Below are 16,291 nucleotides of genomic sequence, written 5' to 3' on the forward strand. Positions count from 1 at the left end.
TATGCGGCGGGAGAGCTTCGATCACGGCTTCAGCGCCTTGGCCTGGGAAAAGGCCAAGCAAGAAGCGCTGGTGGTCATGACGCTGCGGGCAAGGACAGGCAATCCCATCACCTATTCCGACCTTGTCGCGCAAATAAAGGCGGTTCGCATGGAGCCCCACGACACTCGGCTCGCTCATTTTCTAGGCGAGATTTCAACCGAGGAGCATGAAGCCGGCAGACCGTTGATAACTGCGTTGGTCGTCCACAAACATGATCTGCAGCCCGGAAAAGGCTTCCTTGAACTTGCTATGTCTTTGGGCTTCTCGTTCGTCGATGAGGTCCAATTCTGGAGTGATCAGATTTTGCTGCTTCAAAGGCAATGGAGATAGAATTGCCGTGAACTTCTTGATCGCAGACACCTTCACAGCTTCGTTCAACCGATTGTCTGGCCTCGACCAGAAGGCGGTGAAGGCGAGTGTCTTCGATCTGCAGATGGACCCGACCGGCAACGGCTTGCAGTTGCACCGCATAGAAAACAGCAAGGACGCCAATTTCTGGTCGGCGCGTGTTAACCGCGATGTCCGGCTCATTGTCCACAAGACAGGCGACAGCATCCTTGTCGCCTATGTGGGTCATCACGACGACGCCTATTCCTGGGCTGAGCGGCGGCGGATAGAAGCGCATCCGCGCACGGGTGCTATACAGATTGTGGAAGTGCGCGCGCGCGTGGAGGACGTCGCTCCGCCCTCAACTTTCGATTTTATCTTTCCTGAATCCGCGAAAGGCAAAGGGACACGCGCACCTGCGCCGCCCCTGTTCTCTGCGCTCGATGACGATGCCCTGCTGTCGGTAGGCGTGCCCACAGACTGGCTGTCTGATGTCCGAGCGGCCGACGACGACGGTTTCTTCGCGCTCGCCGCGCACCTGCCGGCTGAGGCCTCGGAAGCATTACTTGAATATGCAGCGACGGGACTGTTGCCAGCCCCGATTCTGGCTGGTGCGAATCCTTTCACCCATCCGGACGCGCTTCGGCGGATACGTCCGATCGCCGATCAGGAAGAGCTGGAACAGGCGCTTGCATTTCCTTGGGAGAAGTGGGGCGTCTTTCTCCACCCGTCCCAGCGCGCGCTAGTCGACCGTTCGTTCTCAGGCCCGGCGCGTGTGGCCGGATCTGCAGGAACCGGCAAGACAATCGTGGCGATCCACCGAGCCGTCCGGCTCGCCCGAGAAAATCCACACGCCCGGATCTTGCTTGCGAGCTTCTCGCAGCCTCTCGCCGACGCGATGGCGAAGAAGCTGCTTGTGCTCGCACCTGAGACGGGCGGTATCGTGCCTCGCATAACGACCGCATCGTTTCGAGGGATCGCAGAGCAAATGTACCAGCTTGAGAATGGCGTGCGGCCGCGCATCGCCTCCGATCTGGTGTTGCGCGAACGGTTGCACAGTGCTGCCAATGCCACTGGGCTCAAGGGCTTTTCTGAGCGCTTCTTGCTCTCCGAGTGGACGAATGTCATCGATGCCTGGGGGGTGACATCTCTCGACACGTACTCGACTGTCCAGCGGATGGGCCGCAAGAGCCGGCTTGGCCCGAACCAGCGCGAGCGTCTTTGGCCGGTATTTGACGAGGTGCGGGCGGCACTGGCCGCCGAACGATACACAACTTGGGCAGACGTCTTCACGGGATTGGCGGACGCATTGTCACACCGAACGTCAAAGTCGTTTGATCATGTCATCATCGACGAGGCGCAGGACCTTGCGCCGGCCGAGCTCAGATTTTTTGCCGCACTGGCGCCTGGCAAAGCTGATGGCTTGTTCCTCGCCGGAGACGTGGGCCAGCGCATCTTCCAGCATCCGTATTCCTGGGCGAGCCTGGGGGTAGATGTGCGAGGCCGATCGCACACGCTGAAGGTCTGCTATCGTACCTCGCAGCAGATTCGACGCGCGGCGGATCGCCTGTTGCCGGCGGTTTTGCGCGATACGGATGGATTGGAAGACGAGCGGCGCGGCATCATTTCCGTATTCGATGGGCCGGCTCCAGAGGTTAAGTCGTTCGATGCCGAACGTGCAGAGGCCGATTGCATTAGAGATGCCATAGAAGGCTGGTTGGGCGAGGGTATCGCGGCTCCGGAGATCGGACTGTTCGTCCGTACGTCACAACTCGTCCCTCGTGCTCGGTCTGCAATCGCAGGGCTCGCAGGAGCCGAGGAAATGGTGACCGCGCCTATGAGCTTGGCCAAAGGACTGGAATTTCGCGCCGTCGTCGTGATGGCGTGCGACGAAGGAATCCTGCCGCTTGATGAGCGCGTGGCCGACGCTGCGGACGAAGTGGAACTTGACGACATTTACGAGACCGAGCGGCGGCTGCTCTACGTGGCATGCACGCGGGCCCGCGAACACCTGCTATTGACGGGGGTCATTCCGACCTCTGAATATCTGACCGATTTCACAAACTAGCCAAGTTAGTGTTCGCTGATAAGCTGATGGAGGTGGTTTTCATTATGCGTCATGTCTTTTCCCTGCTCGATGTACCCGTCGCCTAATGGCATTGCTAGGCCCTCGCTGGCGATAAGCAGCTCCAACCCAGCTTTCTATGTCTGGGTGAGCTGACAGTTGCCACAGTAAGACCGAACGCCAGTGGTTAATCCCGAATATTTGTTGATTGGACGCGGCTTGGAGAGCCAGAAACTCAGCGACGTCGGTCCCCCCGGCTCCCACGTAAGCGGCACCGCCGTCTAGCATCTCACCAATTTCGTCATTAGCATTTTCGTTATAACGATCGATAAGGTGCAGACGATCGAAGTGCCGTTGTATTCGGGTCCAAGTGGCGTTCTCTATGCCATTTTGGTCAAGCCGAAAGTGAGCGCCGACTGCGACTAGTGGCGGACGAACCACCAAGTCTGCGCGAAGGAATTGGGCCTCCGGGATAGGGTCTAGGTAAAAATGGAGGTACTGGCGTTCACCCAGCGCGTTCAACCAGTCGTCGTCCTTGATCGTGTTGCAACGAAAGCAGCAAGGAACGAGGTTCAGTGCGTGAACTGAGAATTCGGGGAATTGGGAGGCGGGCAAATAGTGGTCGTAAGTTTCGTTAGTGGTTGTACCGCAATAGGGGCAATACTTAAGCTGCCTCTGGGGTTGGGCTGCCTTAATTTCTTGCTTAAGCGCCAAAAGCGCCAACGTCTCGCTGCCATAACAGTGACGTAAGGCTGCACTTATTGCGAGTAGCGGCGAAGCCCCTATAATCTCGAGATCCCCGGCCGCCGCGCGGTTGTCGAGCGCCTGATAGCGTGCGGAGATGGCCATCTCGTTGTCAATGAGAGTCTTTTTAGTGGGGTTGTACTTACTGTCTCGAATGACGATGTAGCGTGCGAGATAATCCGGAGCCAGAGGCACTAGTGTTTTCATTTTTCGGCTCTGTCGGCGTATTTTCCAAACAGATAAGCTTGAGCAGCAAGGCCGAGTCCGCGAGGGAATAAATCGAGCACCTCTTCAACCGTCATCGAATTTGATAGCCGCGACAATACTTCCTTATATAGGCTCTCCACTTCCATTGTTTTAAAGACATGGCGAGTAAGTTCAGTAACGCTCTCGCCGAAGCTCTCCGTCGTTAGCAGTTCTGCTACCGTAGTTGCCTCGGTTCTCACGAAGTGGAGTACTCGCCGGGAGGGGATTTCTTGGAGCACAACCGGCGAATGGGTCGCTACCACGGCGAAAGAGCGGTGTTGTCTAAGAATGGATGTGAGAGCCAGAAAGAGGCTTGCTAATGCGTTTGGGTGCAAATGTGTCTCTGGTTCGTCGAAAAGCACAAGCGTGTCGGTTTGTATCCACGCCAATAGGGCCGTCACAAAGTGACACAGGATTGCCTGGCCAGAACTGAGGTCATCGATCAGTGTGCCGGGCGCTTCCCGCATGATTTCTAAACGCAGACTGCTTTCGGACAGGCCTTGATCCTCGCCTAGTACCGCTAAAATTCGAAAGATCCAATCTTCAGCTCGGCCAAGTTCTCGAATTCGAGTCCTGTTCGTGTCGTAGCTTTGGGACAATGCGCGTTGAGAAATGCTTCCTTTTTCGTCGCGAATCCCACAGTAGACATAACTGCTGTAAGGAGTGACTTCCGGGCGCCGAAACTTGTCGAATGCGCTGTAGGAAATTGCAATCACACGGACAAAAAGAGGGCGGCCAGGAGAAAACCTACCTTCGACCTTGGCCTGTCGCTCGACGGAAATGCGGTCCACCTGAGTCAAATCGGCAGCAAGGTGAGACAACAGCATGGTCTTGCCAACTGCGTTTCGACCGATAATCGCAACAATGCGGCCAGGAAGTTTTGACTTCTCATCGAACGCGAAGTCGCAGATCGTAGGCACTGACCCTTGTCCGATATTCAATGAATATGTAAACGCAGGATCGGGTTGGGAGTCTTGCTGTCTGACCCACGCACGCGCAAACCGCCTGGCACGCTTTGCGCTATTTTCGCGCTCAAGGCCGTTGCGGAACGCGGTGTCGGTGTCGAAATCGCTTGATAAAGCTGGCATCTCAGCAATGTCGCGAAGAGCTTCTAGTACCTCAATCGCTCCGTCGGTAGTAAATATCGCGCTCAACGATTCATAGTAATCTTGGCTTTGCCCAAGAGAAATGTATCCGCTGTCCAGCGAAGAAAATTCATTTGGTAATGCGGTCAATTTGTCTAGCGTCTTATGGTTGCTCTTGGCAGGACGGTGAAGTATCTTAACTTTCCCCATCGCAGAGCCATTTCCCGCTTCGTCGTAGTGATGTAGATCAAATCTAAGCTTGCTACCGAAGTCGTCCCATCCATCTGCGTGAAGCACTAGGCAATTCGCCAAGCCTTCGGGAATTCGCTCGGTCGATTTAACAGATACAAATCTCAGCTCGGACATCGCGCCTACCCTTTTTAAAAATCGGCCCTTATTTGCAACCCATGAACGAGGTAACCATCCTGAAAAACTTCGGGGACCAGTAAGCAGCCGAGGCTTCGACTACCACGAGTGCAAACTACTCGAAAATGCCCATGTCTCACTTTTGGTTATTGGCTTTGATGTTGGAGCGAATGAAAGGCTAAAGCTGTAAGTGGTGTTACCCCGGTGTTACCCGGCTTGAGAGCCGCAAGCGGCTTCCTTAAAATTCGATAGCAGAATCAATTAATTGAACGGCGCACCCGACAGGATTCGAACCTGTGACCTCTGCCTTCGGAGGGCAACGCCGGCAGTTTAAATACGTATGCCAACCGAGTTCATGCGTTCATGCGTTCATGCTCACCCTATTCCAAATGAACAGGGCGACATCTAACGGGGAATCCAAGTTTGCACCTGAAGGATGACATGAGTCGCTAACGCTCGCGGGGCAAACGTCTATGATAGGTCAAGGCGTAGACGTACGGGTTGGATTTCGGCTGAATTCGCTAAGCGAGAAGGTTGCCAACTTCAAATGGTCACTTGATCTGTAAGCTTTTGAAATCGTTTGCATAGAAACCTATGAACCAAAAGCGCGAGGTTCACAGCTTTGGAGAATATCGGTCGAGAGAACGCTAATTCAGCCGGAATAGCGGGCGGCGCGGTTGCCAGCTTTCTTTTCAAAAGCCCGCAGTTCTGCGGGATTCCTGTGCCTTTGGATCGAGGCAGAGAATGTTGGGGCAGGGTGCATTGGCGGAGGGAGTGGGATTCGAACCCACGGTGGGCTTGCACCCACGCCGGTTTTCAAGACCGGTGCCTTAAACCGCTCGGCCATCCCTCCATCGTGATTTTTCAATCACTTGGATGCGCATGATCTGTTCTGGTGTTTGCTCGGCGCTGCCGCACCCTGAGACAATTCGCGCGTCATTGCTCTAGTGCGCCCAGCAAAGCCCTGTCAACCGGCCGCGGCTCTCCGCCGGCGGCAAAGTTGCCGGCCGATTGACAATATGGCGCAAGACTGGCCAACTTGCGGCGTGTTTTCAACTTTCGGGAGAATCCATGAAGAAGACATACGAGAAGCCAATCCTGATAAAGCGCGGAAGGCTGTCGCACATAACGGCACAGGAAATTCCATCAGAGCCGCTGCCGGGCTGACCGACGCCAAGTATCCGAGATTATACAGCGGATTTCAGCCCTTCGTATTGAAGGCGAAGAGCGCGCTGTGATGTGACGATGGCCGCGCCAGCCGAAAAGCAGTGGCTTTTCATTCCGATCGCCTTGCCGGTTCGTGCCACAATCCTGCCCGGTTCCGACCACAATCGGTTAATACGCTGATAAAGAATTCCTGCGCACAAGGGGGATGGAATCAGGGCGCCGCTGGCTTTGTCGAGCGCGTGCTTTGGCTCCTGGGGTTCGGGTCGTAGTGCGCCTGTCGAGACTGTAGGGGGACATCAGAAAAATGCAGCCTGTGGCGCGCCCACATTTCCGTCGCGCTTCCGCTTTCGTGTTGCTGGCTTTGTCGGGTGCCTTGTTGGCAGCCTGCGCGTCGCCGGAGCCAAAGGCGATGGTCAACACCAAGAAGCCCCGCTCGAAGGAATATTTCTCCGAGGCCGAATATGGCGTGAAGGCCAGCCCGCGCGTCACCTTCAAGATGTCGGGCCTGCAGCGTGGCGGCGGCCGCGACCAGCTCGGCAAGCCCTATCAGGTGCGCGGCAAGTGGTACTATCCGAAGGAGGACAGGGGCTATGCCAAGGTGGGTCTAGCCTCCTGGTATGGCGAAGCGTTCCACGGCCGGCTGACTGCCAATGGCGAAGTCTATGACATGACGCATCTGACTGGCGCGCATCCGACGATGCCGCTGCCGAGTTATGCGCGGGTCACCAACATGAAGACCGGCAGCTCGGTCATCGTGCGGGTCAACGATCGCGGTCCCTACCATGACGGGCGCATCATCGACGTGTCGAAGCGCGCCGCCGAAATGCTCGACTATGCCAATAGCGGCACGGCCAAGGTGAAAGTGGAGTATGTCGGACGGGCGCCGCTCGACGGCAATGACGATCAGTATCTAATGGCGTCCTATCATCCCGGCAACAGGGCGCCGGATCCATCCGACGGCCTGCCGACCGGCGTGATGATCGCCATGAATGGACCGTCGCCGAGCCTGCCGGCAGGCACGGCCGCCGTGCCGTTTCCTGGTCAACTGACGAATTCGGGAGCGCAGCCTGTTGTGTCGGCGCAGGCGCCGGCCTTCGGCGACGTGACCTTGCCCGACTTCGGGCCGATCGTGCCGGAGCGCCCGGAGATCAATCCGCAATCGCCATTCACTGTGGCATCGCTGTCTTACGCGGATGAGCGCGTGGAGCGCGCGTCCAACGCCTTTGCCGCACTGGATGGCGACGGCATGTCGCCTGCCGAAATCCTCCAGTCGTGGAAGCGGGGTAACCCGGCAGCGCCGTCGGCCGGTTCGCCGACGGAGTATGTCGCGGCGGGCTCGTTCGAGGATGCCGCCGAGGCGAAGCGCGTGGCGGCACAGCTTTCCGGCTTCGGCAAGACCGAAATCCAGCGCTCCGAACTCGACGGCGAGGACTGGTATTCGGTCAATCTCTACCCTGACGGCCATGGCAGCCTGGATGAGATGCTGCAGGCGGCCTGGTCGCATGGTGCGCCCGACGCGCTCGCCGTGCGGAACTGACCGGCAAGGCCGGGTTTCCGTGGTTGATTGTGCCGCCGGGGAAAAGCCTGATAGCTTGTAGGGCCTGCCCTGAAATGCCGGCTGACGGGTCGAACCTCTGATGAAATTTCGCCGCGCTTGGCCTTTTGCCGGGCTCCCTTTTGCTGGGCTTTTGGGTCTTGGTCTGCTGCTGGTTTCGCTGGCGCCGGCGGCGGCGCAGCTTTTCGAGATCAAGGCCGCGCAGGCGTTCATGATCGATCCCGAAACCGGTACGGTGCTGTTTGCCAAGGATGCCGACAGGCCGATGCCGCCGGCTTCGCTGGCCAAGCTGATGACGATGGAAGTGGTGTTCAACGCCATCAAATCGAGGCGCGCGACGCTCGACGATACATTCGTGGTCAGCGAGCACGCCTGGCGCACGGGCGGTGCGCCGTCTGGAACCTCGACCATGTTCGCCAAGCTCAAATCGGCGATCCGGCTGGAGGATTTGATCCAGGGCGTGACGGTCCAGGCAGCCAATGACGGCTGCATTATCATCGCCGAAGGCCTCGCCGGATCGGAGGCGAATTTCGCGGCGCAGATGACCGAACGGGCCAGGCAGATCGGTCTCACCAAATCGACATTCGTCAATTCGACCGGCCTGCCGGCCGACGGTCAGCAAACGACGGTTCGTGAGCTTGCGCTGCTGGCCTTGCATATCTGGCGCGAATACCCGGATCTCTATCGCTACTACGGGCAGAAGGACTTCACCTGGAACAAGATCCTGCAGAGGAACCGCAACCCGCTGCTGGCGATGGATATCGGCGCCGACGGCCTGGCGGTCGGCGCCAGCCAGACCGGCGGTTTCGGCATTGTCGGCTCGATCAACCAGAACGGCAGGCGGTTGATCGCGGCGATGAGCGGTCTGGCCAGCGACCGCGAGCGTGCCGAGGAGGCGCGAAAGCTGCTCGACTGGGGCATGCGCTCCTTCCAGAAGACCGAGATTTTTGCGGGAGGTGAGGTGGTCGGCGAGGCCCAGGTTTTCGGCGGCGCCAAATCCGGCGTGGCGCTGAAGGCGAAGGGCCCGGTGACGATCTTCCTGCCGACCGCCAACGGTAACAAGGTGACCGCCAGCATCGTCTATGACGGGCCGGTTGCGGCACCCGTGGAAGAGGGGCAGAAGGTGGGCGTGCTGCGCGTCTGGATCGGCGACACGCTGAGCCAGGAGACGCCGCTTTTCGCGGCCGAGTCGGTCGGTGTGGGATCGTTGCCGCAGCGCGCGTTCGATGCCGCCACGGAACTGGCCGTCGGCTGGTTGCGTTAGCGGCGTTACGGTGGACCTTTTTCCCGGCCGGGATTATGACCATCCCCAGGCACCGACAGAGGCGTTACGATTGGCGCGCGGATTTTTCATCACCTTCGAAGGCGGCGAAGGAGCAGGCAAGTCGACGCAGATCGAGCGATTGGCCAGGAAGATGCGCGCCAAGAAGTACGATGTGCTCGTCACGCGTGAGCCGGGCGGCTCACCGGGCGCGGAAGCTGTCAGGCATGTCCTGCTTTCGGGCGCCGCCGAACCGTTCGGCCCCAAGATGGAGGCGCTGCTTTTTGCAGCCGCGCGTTCCGATCATGTCGAACAGGTCATCCGGCCGGCGGTCGAGCGCGGTTCGATCGTACTTTGCGACCGCTTCATGGATTCCTCGCGCGTCTACCAGGGCGTCACCGGCGGCCTCGATCCGGCGTTCATGGACGCGCTGGAAGAGGTTGCCATCAACGGCATGGCGCCCGACATGACGCTGATCTTCGATATCGACCCGACCGAGGGCCTGCGCCGCGCCACGGCGCGGCGGGGCAGCGATGCCGATGCCGACCGTTTCGAAAAGGAAACGCTCGATATCCACCAGCGCCGCCGCGAAGCCTTTCTGGCGATCGCGGCTGCCGAGCCAGAGCGTTGCATCGTCATCGACGCGTCCGCCGATCCCGACGTGGTGGAGAACGTCGTCACCGCCACGGTGTTCGCAGCCCTGGAGGCGTTGGCGCCAACACACAGCAAGCAGGCGTCGCCGGCATGATCTTCGAACGCATCGCCCCTGAGCAGCACGACACGCTGGACGGCGTACCCGAGCCGTCCGAGACCCCGCGCCTGGTCGGACATGGCCAGGCGGCGAACATGCTCGCGTCAGCCTATCGCTCGGGCAAGCTGCCCCATGCGCTGATCTTTGCCGGCCCGGTCGGCATCGGCAAGGCGACGCTTGCCTTCCATCTGGCGCATCATCTTTTGAAGCATCCGGCATTCGAGCAGGCGCCGGATGTTCTTGCCGTTCCCGACCCGGCGTCATCGCTGTTTCGCCAGATCGCCACCGGCGCGCATCCTTCGGTGCTGCATCTGACACGCCCAGCGAATGACAAGACCAAGAGCTTCAAGACGGTCGTCACCGTCGACGAGATCCGCAAGGTCAGCCGCTTCCTCTCGCTGACCTCGCATGACGGCAGCTACCGCGTGGTGATCGTCGATCCGGCCGACGACATGAATACCAACGCCGCCAATGCCTTGTTGAAAAACCTTGAAGAACCGCCGGCGCGAACCTTGTTCATCCTCATTGTCCATGCGCCGGGCAGTCTGCTGCCGACGATCCGGTCGCGCTGCCAGATGGTGCGGCTGTCGCCGCTCGATGCCGAAAGCCTGATGACGGTTCTGGAGGGGGTCGAGCCGCCGCCGCCCGACAATCCCGCGGCACGCGCAGCACTGGCCGAACGGGCAGGGGGCAGCGCGCGCGCCGCGATCCTTTTGACGCAATATGGCGGACTGGAAATCGCCGAGACGCTCGATGCCCTGGTGACAGCGCGAAAGGGCGACATCGCCGGCGCCTATCGCCTGGCGGAGGCGGTCGCCGGGCGCGACCAGGCCATTCAGTTCGACATCTTCAACCGCCGTGCGCTCGACCTGCTTGCATCAGGCGCCGGCGAAGCAGCCCTTGCCGGCGATCTGGCGCGGGCGAAAACGCTGTCGGATACTTGGCACGAGGCGCTGAACGCTATATCTGAGACGGACACCTACAATCTCGACAAGAAGCAGCACGCCTTGACCATGATCGACCGCCTGAATTCCGCAATGCGAATGTGACCGGATCCGGCCCCGCGTCGGGATGGCAATCGCCGTCTCGATGCGATATCCACCGCCTCACATTCATTCGGACATTCATGACGGTTCATTCATGTCACGCGACACATTCTATATCACGACCGCGATTTCCTATCCGAACGGCAAACCGCATATCGGCCATGCCTACGAGTTGATCGCCACCGACGCGCTCGCCCGTTTCCAGCGGCTTGACGGCAAGCAGGTTTTCTTTCTTACCGGCACCGACGAGCACGGCATCAAGATGCTGCAGACGGCAAAGCGCGAAGGCATCTCGCCGCGCGAACTGGCCGACCGCAATTCGGCGGAATTCAAGCGCATGGCCGTTGCGCTCAATGCCTCCAATGACGATTTCATCCGCACCACCGAAAAGCGGCACTACGCTGCCTCCCAGGCGATCTGGAAGGCGATGGCCGCCAATGGCGACATCTACAAGGGCGGCTATGCCGGCTGGTACTCGGTGCGCGACGAGGCCTATTACGGTGAAGAAGAAACCGAAGTCCGCCCCGACAATGTCCGCTACGGCCCGCAAGGGACACCAGTCGAATGGGTCGAGGAGGAGAGCTACTTCTTCCGCCTCTCGGCCTATCAGGACAGACTGCTGGCGCTTTACGAAAGCCAGCCGGACTTCATCGGCCCGACCGAACGGCGCAATGAGGTGATGAGCTTCGTCAAATCCGGGCTGAAGGACCTGTCGATCTCGCGCACCACTTTCGACTGGGGCGTGCCGGTGCCGGGCGACGAAAAGCACGTGATGTATGTCTGGGTCGACGCGCTGACAAATTACATCACTGGCGTCGGCTATCCCGATGAAAAAGCTGATGATTGGCGCTTTTGGCCGGCGGATGCGCACATCATCGGCAAGGACATCGTTCGTTTCCACGCCGTCTATTGGCCAGCCTTCCTGATGTCGGCGGGCATCCCCCTGCCGAAGCGCGTCTTCGGCCACGGCTTCCTGTTCAACCGCGGCGAGAAGATGTCGAAATCGGTTGGGAACGTCGTCGATCCATTCACCATGGTCGAGCATTATGGCGTTGACCAGGTGCGCTACTTCTTCCTGCGCGAAGTGCCGTTCGGTCAGGACGGCAGCTACAGCCACGAAGCCATCGTCAACCGCACCAATGCCGATCTCGCCAATGGTCTCGGCAATCTGGCGCAGCGCTCGCTGTCGATGATCGCCAAGAACTGCGGTGGCGTGGTGCCGCGGCGCGGCGACCTCCTGGATGCCGACAGTGCTATCCTCGACCAGGCGGTGGATGCGCTTGGCGCGGCGCGCACGACGATGGCAGAGCAGGGCATCCATTTGGCGCTGGCTGCGATCTTCGGCGTGGTGGCCGAAGCCGACCGCTATTTCGCCTCGCAGGAGCCTTGGGCGCTGAAGAAAACCGATCCGGTCCGTATGGAGACGGTGCTTTGGACGACCGCCGAGATCGTACGCCGCGTGGCGTTGTTGTGCCAGCCCTACATCCCGGGGTCGGCCTCCAAGCTGCTCGACCTGCTGGCGGTGGCGGCGGACAAGCGTGACTTTGCGCATGTCCACGCCGACTATGCACTTGTGCCCGGTACGGCATTGCCCGTGCCGGAGGGCGTCTTTCCGCGTTACGTCGAAAAGCCGGACGCGAACGCCTGATGCTGGTCGACAGTCACTGCCATCTCGATTTTCCTGATTTCGCCGAGGAGCGGGCGGCCATCGTCGTCCGCGCCAAAGCGGCCGGAATCGCCCGCATGGTGACGATCTCGACACGCGTGAAGCGATTTCAGCAAGTGGTTGAGATTGCCGAGTCTTTCGACGATGTATACTGCTCTGTCGGAACTCATCCACACAATGCGGCAGAAGAGCTTGATGTGACGGCTGAGGAGCTCATACGCCTGTCCACGCATCCCAAGGTGGTGGCGATCGGTGAAGCCGGGCTCGATTATTTCTACGACCATGCGCCCCGCGATGCGCAGGCACATGGGTTTCGCACCCATATCGCCGCCGCCCGCGAGACGGGGCTGCCGCTGGTCATCCACTCGCGCGACGCCGACGGCGACATGGCGGATATCCTCGAGGATGAAACGGGGAAGGGCGCCTTCCCCTTCATCCTGCACTCTTTTTCGTCCGGACGCCGGCTGGCGGAAGTGGGCGTCAAGCTCGGCGGCTACGTGTCCTTTTCCGGCATCCTGACCTTCAAGAATTCGGCCGAACTGCGCGCCATCGCCACTGATGTGCCGCATGAGCGCCTGCTGGTCGAAACCGACGCGCCATATCTGGCGCCGGTGCCGTTTCGCGGTAAGCGCAACGAGCCGGCCTATGTCGCGCATACGGCCAAGGTTCTGGCCGAGACGATCGGCGTCGGCGAGGCCGAGATCGCTGATATCACGACGGACAACTTCTTTCGGCTGTTCAGGAAGATGCCCCGACCCGACACACCGGGTCCGGACGCGCAGGCGCCGGGCGCATGAGCGACCGGCTGCGTTTCACCGTCCTCGGCTGCGGCTCGTCGCCGGGCACGCCGCGCATCACCGGCGACTGGGGCAATTGCGATCCCACCAATCCCAGGAACCGGCGCATGCGCACCGCCGCCCTTGTCGAGCGGATCGCGGCGGATGGCGGCCGAACCACCGTCGTCATCGACACCGGGCCGGATTTCCGTGAGCAGATGCTGCTGGCATCGGTCAAGCGCATCGATGCCGTCGTCTACACGCATCCGCATGCCGACCATATCCACGGCATCGACGATTTGCGCGGCTTCGTCCTCGAACAGCGCCAACTGATCGATATCCATGCCGACCAAGACACCATGCTACGCATGCGGCAGGCGTTCGGCTATTGTTTCGAGACGCCGCCAGGCAGCTCCTATCCGCCCATCGTCAACGCCCATATCATCGATCACGCCAGGCCGGTGGTGATCGAAGGAGAGGGGGGTGCCCTCACCCTGCAGCCGCTGCCGCAGTTCCATGGCGACATCATCTCGCTTGGTTTTCGCATCGGTGGGCTCGCCTATTGTCCCGATATCAGCGGCTTCCCGGAGGCCACGGTCCGGCTATTGCACGGCCTGGAAATGCTGGTCATCGACGCGCTGCAATACAGGACGCATCCGAGCCATCTGTCGCTTGGACAGGCGCTTGACTGGATCGAAAAACTGGCGCCGAAAAAGGCCGTGCTGACGCATATGCATGTGCCGCTCGACTACGCCACGGTGATGGCCGAGACGCCAGCCAACGTCGAGCCGGCCTATGATGGCATGATCCTGGAAATACCTTATGAGTCAGTGTGATACGGATAGCGCTTCATAAGCGCATTCGGCTCTTTGGCCCGAATATCAGCAGCGTTCCAATCCGCTTATAGCCCATCCGGGGATAAAGCAGCGCCCCTGCATGTGTCGCGGCCAGCACCGAGCACCGCGACCCGTGGGCCCGGTCGTCATGCAGCATTTTCGACATAAGCGCCTGGCCGATGCCGCGACGCCGGTGCGAAGGCTCGACATACATGTCCGCGCACCACGTAGCGCCGACGGCATCCACGCTGCGCACGCGTCCAACGATATCGTCGCCATCGACCGCCACATATTGGCGGAACGGCGCTCCGTCGCCGAGCAGATCGTCCGCGATCGGCCGCCTGCGCATGCTCTTTCCCAACTGCGCCGCCCGTTCGACTGTCCGCACGCGTTCGATCAAAACAATCGCCGGCGGCTTTGGAATCTGGCTCAGTGGCTGGACGAAAAATCCTTCCGTCCGAAGCAGCCGGTAGCCGAGAGCCCTGTACGCGGTTCGCGTCGGCCCATCCGATTCCTCGTTCGCGATCACAACTGATATGGCGAAGCCCGGCCGCGCATGCTGCCGCACGATCGCGTCAGCTTCCTGGGCGGCGACGTCATGGACGACCCATTCCTCGCTGCGGTAGTCGCGAGGATTCTTGCGCACGGCATCGCGCATCAGCCACAATGGCCCGACGCGGCTGGCCTCGTAAGGAAAGGTGTGGCTCTTGCCGGTGCTATACCCATGCACGAACACCTCGATCGCCGCTTCGATCTCACGCTTTGCTGTCGTCATCCGGGCAGCCTAGCGCTGGCCATCGGCTCTAGGCAACACGCATCAATTGCGCCAAGCCTATGAAAATCGCCAGCAATTTCCAGCTGCCGGGTTTGCTCATAAGTTCCATAATCTATCTTATGCGACTTTCTGATGTGGCGGCTAAGACAGTTGAGCACGCGGCTGTCGGCGGCGCGCTCAACCATTTCCATTCAAGCGATCGGGCCAAGAGCGCCGCCCCACTATTCCAGGATGACGACGGCCTCCACCTCGAAGAGCATCGGGTCGATCGCGAGCTTGGGAACGGGAACCAGAGTCTGCGCCGGCAGCGCGTCGCCGAACATTTCCTTGACGTTCCTGGTCAGCGCCTCGAGCTTGGACATGTCGTGATCGACCACGAAGACCGTTAGCTTGGCGACCTGATCGGGTTTCGCGCCTATCCCTTCAAGCGCTGTCCGCAAATTCGCATAGGCCTGTTTCACCTGGATAGCGAAGTCGGGCGACAAGCCTCCCGTGCTGTCCTGGCCGCCCTGCCCGGAAATGTAGGCCACCCGGGCTCCGGGCGGCGTGATCACCGCCGTGCTGTAGCCGTTCGGCGACGGGCCGTAGAGCGTCCGCGGATTGACGATGGTCAGCTTTCGATCCTCGCTCGCTGTGGTCGCAGTGGGAATGGTCATGATGAGCAGGCCTCCGATAAGCAGGTTCGTGATTGCACGTGACATGTTTCTTCTCTTGCGCTCTGCCGACTGCGAACGACCTCGCTGCCAGCATGATTGAACTTTGGCCATATCGGCCATACGATGACTCATACGATGTACGAGTCATCGTATGGTACAGTGTACTAGTCAAGCCGTCAGCGTCGGCATTCCTGACGGTGCCTGCCAAAATCGACGTTCGGCCAGCGAGGAAGACAGATGGCAGCCAAACGCAGCGGCGCCCGAAGCAAACCGCTCCAGCCAGTGCAGGAGCCGCGCAGTGAACCAGCTCTCTCCCGGGAGCGCATCGTGGCGACCGCGGTTGAGCTGCTGGACGCTCAAGGGCTCGACGGATTGACGATGCGCCGGCTGGCCGATCGCCTCGGTTCGGGCGTGATGAGCCTATATTGGCACGTCAACAACAAAGAGGATGTCTTTGATCTGGCGCTCGATTCGGTGCTCGAATATCGCGGACCGCCGCAAATAGTCGAATCTCAAGACTGGCGCGCAGATGTCGTTCATATGCTCGAAGACTGGCGCGCCAGTATGCTGCGCCATCCTTGGTCGGCATCGCTGCTGCCGCGCCGGGCGCTCGGCCCCAACATCCTCAGTCGGCTGGAACTGCTGGGCAAGGCCTTGTCCAAAGCCGGTGTGGCGGACACGGACTTGAATGTCGCGATATGGTCGCTCTGGAACTATGTGATGGGCGCCACCATCACCCGGGCGAGCTTCGACCTCTCGGACGACGACAGGGCCGCCGCGCAGCAGCGCCTTACCAGCGAACGCTATCCGACGATCGAACGCTCTCGTCTGCTGTTGGATAACGATTGGGACGGCGCTTTCCGCAAAGGCCTCGACTTCCTGCTCGATGGCCTCGCTCCAAGAGAATAGACATTCCTATCATCGCCCCT

Annotated in this window: 14 protein-coding genes and 1 tRNA gene; 10 read left to right on the forward strand and 5 right to left on the reverse strand. The window is 60.1% G+C overall.

Features of this window, described 5'->3' with window-relative positions; all coding sequences use genetic code 11:
- The first annotated feature begins 1 nt into the window (after position 1).
- Both C9427_RS03535 and C9427_RS03540 read left to right on the forward strand, forming a co-directional pair.
- Complete coding sequence (locus tag C9427_RS03535) at positions 2–370, forward strand: hypothetical protein (protein ID WP_107647821.1); 369 nt, start codon at positions 2–4, stop codon at positions 368–370.
- 7 nt (positions 371–377) lie between these two features.
- On the forward strand, positions 378–2,435 hold the full coding sequence (locus tag C9427_RS03540) for a UvrD-helicase domain-containing protein (protein WP_107647822.1): 2,058 nt from the start codon (positions 378–380) through the stop codon (positions 2,433–2,435).
- 42 nt (positions 2,436–2,477) lie between these two features.
- Here C9427_RS03540 and C9427_RS03545 read toward each other — a convergent pair whose 3' ends face one another.
- The 3 genes from C9427_RS03545 to C9427_RS03555 form a co-directional block, all read right to left on the reverse strand.
- Positions 2,478–3,383, reverse strand: coding sequence for an HNH endonuclease (locus C9427_RS03545; RefSeq protein ID WP_107647823.1), 906 nt, complete (start codon positions 3,381–3,383; stop codon positions 2,478–2,480).
- A complete protein-coding gene (locus C9427_RS03550) occupies positions 3,380–4,873 on the reverse strand; it encodes an AAA family ATPase (RefSeq protein ID WP_208636340.1) in 1,494 nt (497 codons plus the stop codon). Before C9427_RS03550 ends, C9427_RS03545 begins: the two co-directional genes overlap by 4 nt.
- 763 nt (positions 4,874–5,636) lie before the next feature.
- Positions 5,637–5,726, reverse strand: a tRNA-Ser gene (locus tag C9427_RS03555).
- 618 nt (positions 5,727–6,344) lie between these two features.
- Between C9427_RS03555 and C9427_RS03560 the strand changes: the two genes are divergently transcribed.
- From C9427_RS03560 to C9427_RS03590, 7 genes are all read left to right on the forward strand, one after another.
- Positions 6,345–7,577, forward strand: coding sequence for a septal ring lytic transglycosylase RlpA family protein (locus C9427_RS03560; protein WP_107647824.1), 1,233 nt, complete (start codon positions 6,345–6,347; stop codon positions 7,575–7,577).
- Between the two features lie 100 nt (positions 7,578–7,677).
- Entirely contained in the window at positions 7,678–8,859 is a 1,182-nt protein-coding gene (locus tag C9427_RS03565) for a D-alanyl-D-alanine carboxypeptidase family protein (RefSeq protein WP_208636341.1), read from the forward strand.
- Positions 8,860–8,929: 70 nt separating this feature from the next.
- Positions 8,930–9,604 carry a dTMP kinase gene (tmk, locus tag C9427_RS03570; protein ID WP_107647825.1) on the forward strand — a complete coding sequence of 225 codons (675 nt, stop codon included), beginning with the start codon at positions 8,930–8,932 and terminating at the stop codon, positions 9,602–9,604.
- Positions 9,601–10,656, forward strand: coding sequence for a DNA polymerase III subunit delta' (locus C9427_RS03575; RefSeq protein WP_107647826.1), 1,056 nt, complete (start codon positions 9,601–9,603; stop codon positions 10,654–10,656). Before tmk ends, C9427_RS03575 begins: the two co-directional genes overlap by 4 nt.
- A gap of 91 nt (positions 10,657–10,747) precedes the next feature.
- Positions 10,748–12,301, forward strand: a complete 1,554-nt coding sequence (metG, locus tag C9427_RS03580) for a methionine--tRNA ligase (protein WP_107647923.1) — start codon at positions 10,748–10,750, stop codon at positions 12,299–12,301.
- Positions 12,301–13,116 (forward strand): TatD family hydrolase, encoded by an 816-nt coding sequence (locus C9427_RS03585; protein ID WP_107647827.1) that lies wholly within the window; start codon positions 12,301–12,303, stop codon positions 13,114–13,116. Before metG ends, C9427_RS03585 begins: the two co-directional genes overlap by 1 nt.
- Positions 13,113–13,931 carry an MBL fold metallo-hydrolase gene (locus tag C9427_RS03590; protein ID WP_107647828.1) on the forward strand — a complete coding sequence of 273 codons (819 nt, stop codon included), beginning with the start codon at positions 13,113–13,115 and terminating at the stop codon, positions 13,929–13,931. The genes C9427_RS03585 and C9427_RS03590 overlap by 4 nt, the downstream gene beginning before the upstream one ends.
- Positions 13,932–13,944: 13 nt before the next feature.
- Here C9427_RS03590 and C9427_RS03595 read toward each other — a convergent pair whose 3' ends face one another.
- Both C9427_RS03595 and C9427_RS03600 read right to left on the reverse strand, forming a co-directional pair.
- Positions 13,945–14,706 carry a GNAT family N-acetyltransferase gene (locus C9427_RS03595; protein ID WP_107647829.1) on the reverse strand — a complete coding sequence of 254 codons (762 nt, stop codon included), beginning with the start codon at positions 14,704–14,706 and terminating at the stop codon, positions 13,945–13,947.
- 221 nt (positions 14,707–14,927) lie between these two features.
- Positions 14,928–15,407 carry a RidA family protein gene (locus C9427_RS03600; protein ID WP_107647830.1) on the reverse strand — a complete coding sequence of 160 codons (480 nt, stop codon included), beginning with the start codon at positions 15,405–15,407 and terminating at the stop codon, positions 14,928–14,930.
- Positions 15,408–15,599: 192 nt separating this feature from the next.
- On the opposite strand from C9427_RS03600, the gene C9427_RS03605 reads away from it, so the two are divergent.
- Positions 15,600–16,271 (forward strand): TetR/AcrR family transcriptional regulator, encoded by a 672-nt coding sequence (locus tag C9427_RS03605; RefSeq protein ID WP_107647831.1) that lies wholly within the window; start codon positions 15,600–15,602, stop codon positions 16,269–16,271.
- The last annotated feature ends 20 nt before the right edge of the window (positions 16,272–16,291 follow it).

Origin of the sequence: Mesorhizobium helmanticense, from assembly GCF_003034915.1 — a bacterium.
Classification (GTDB): domain Bacteria; phylum Pseudomonadota; class Alphaproteobacteria; order Rhizobiales; family Rhizobiaceae; genus Mesorhizobium; species Mesorhizobium helmanticense.